1 rRNA gene is annotated in these 1,785 nt (G+C 49.7%); it reads right to left on the minus strand.

Annotation, left to right across the window (positions count from 1 at the left end):
- Window positions 1-43 precede the first annotated feature (43 nt).
- A 16S ribosomal RNA gene (locus GQ598_RS10815) occupies window positions 44-1,581 on the minus strand.
- Window positions 1,582-1,785 lie beyond the last annotated feature (204 nt).

The raw sequence follows: 1,785 nt of genomic DNA on the forward strand, positions 1-1,785 counted from the left end.
TCTTCTAAACAAACAATCTGTGTGAACACTTACGAGCTCTTCGTAAGGAGGTGATCCAACCGCAGGTTCCCCTACGGTTACCTTGTTACGACTTCACCCCAGTCATGAACCACACCGTGGTAAACGCCCCCCCGAAGGTTAAGCTATCTACTTCTGGTGCAACCCACTCCCATGGTGTGACGGGCGGTGTGTACAAGGCCCGGGAACGTATTCACCGTGACATTCTGATTCACGATTACTAGCGATTCCGACTTCATGGAGTCGAGTTGCAGACTCCAATCCGGACTTAGACGTACTTTATGAGGTCCGCTTGCCCTCGCGAGGTCGCTTCTCTTTGTATACGCCATTGTAGCACGTGTGTAGCCCTGGTCGTAAGGGCCATGATGACTTGACGTCGTCCCCACCTTCCTCCGCTTTATCAACGGCAGTCTCCTTTGAGTTCCCGGCCGAACCAATGGCAACAAAGGATAAGGGTTGCGCTCGTTGCGGGACTTAACCCAACATTTCACAACACGAGCTGACGACAGCCATGCAGCACCTGTCTCACAGTTCCCGAAGGCACTCTCGTATCTCTACAAGATTCTGTGGATGTCAAGACCAGGTAAGGTTCTTCGCGTTGCATCGAATTAAACCACATGCTCCACCGCTTGTGCGGGCCCCCGTCAATTCATTTGAGTTTTAACCTTGCGGCCGTACTCCCCAGGCGGTCGATTTATCGCGTTAGCTTCGGAGCCCATCACTCTAGGCAACAAACTCCAAATCGACATCGTTTACAGCGTGGACTACCAGGGTATCTAATCCTGTTTGCTCCCCACGCTTTCGCATCTCAGCGTCAGTATCTGTCCAGAAGGCCGCCTTCGCCACCGGTATTCCTCCACATCTCTACGCATTTCACCGCTACACGTGGAATTCTACCTTCCTCTACAATACTCTAGTTAACCAGTTTTAAGTGCAATTCCTAGGTTGAGCCCAGGGCTTTCACACCTAACTTAATTATCCGCCTACATGCCCTTTACGCCCAGTCATTCCGATTAACGCTCGCACCCTCCGTATTACCGCGGCTGCTGGCACGGAGTTAGCCGGTGCTTCTTCTGTGATTAACGTCAATTAATGCACCTATTAGATACATCACCTTCCTCATCACCGAAAGTACTTTACAACCCGAAGGCCTTCTTCATACACGCGGCATGGCTGCATCAGGGTTCCCCCCATTGTGCAATATTCCCCACTGCTGCCTCCCGTAGGAGTCTGGACCGTGTCTCAGTTCCAGTGTGGCTGGTCATCCTCTCAGACCAGCTAGAGATCGTCGCCTAGGTGAGCCTTTACCCCACCTACTAGCTAATCCCATATGGGTTCATCAAATGGCGCATGGCCCGAAAGTCCCATGCTTTGGTCTTACGACTTTATACGGTATTAGCAGTCGTTTCCAACTGTTGTCCCCTTCCATTCGGCAGATCCCCATACTTTACTCACCCGTCCGCCACTCGTCATCAAGTGCAAGCACTCATGTTACCGTTCGACTTGCATGTGTTAAGCCTGCCGCCAGCGTTCAATCTGAGCCATGATCAAACTCTTCAATTTAAAGTTTGATGCTCAATAACTGTCTCTGACATATTCAAATGAATCTTCAGTGTCACTTATCAAGACTTGATCTTTTTAAGTCCGTAGACTTTTAATTCTTCGTCTCGCAAGTGCCCACACAGATTGTCTGTTTCTTCTTTTTAAAGAGCTGACAGCTTCTATTTTCAATCAACTCTTCGTTGATTTAGTTTGCTGTCTCAAGGG

The organism is Gilliamella sp. Pas-s95 (assembly GCF_009795795.1).
GTDB classification, from domain to species: Bacteria; Pseudomonadota; Gammaproteobacteria; order Enterobacterales; family Orbaceae; genus Gilliamella; species Gilliamella bombicola.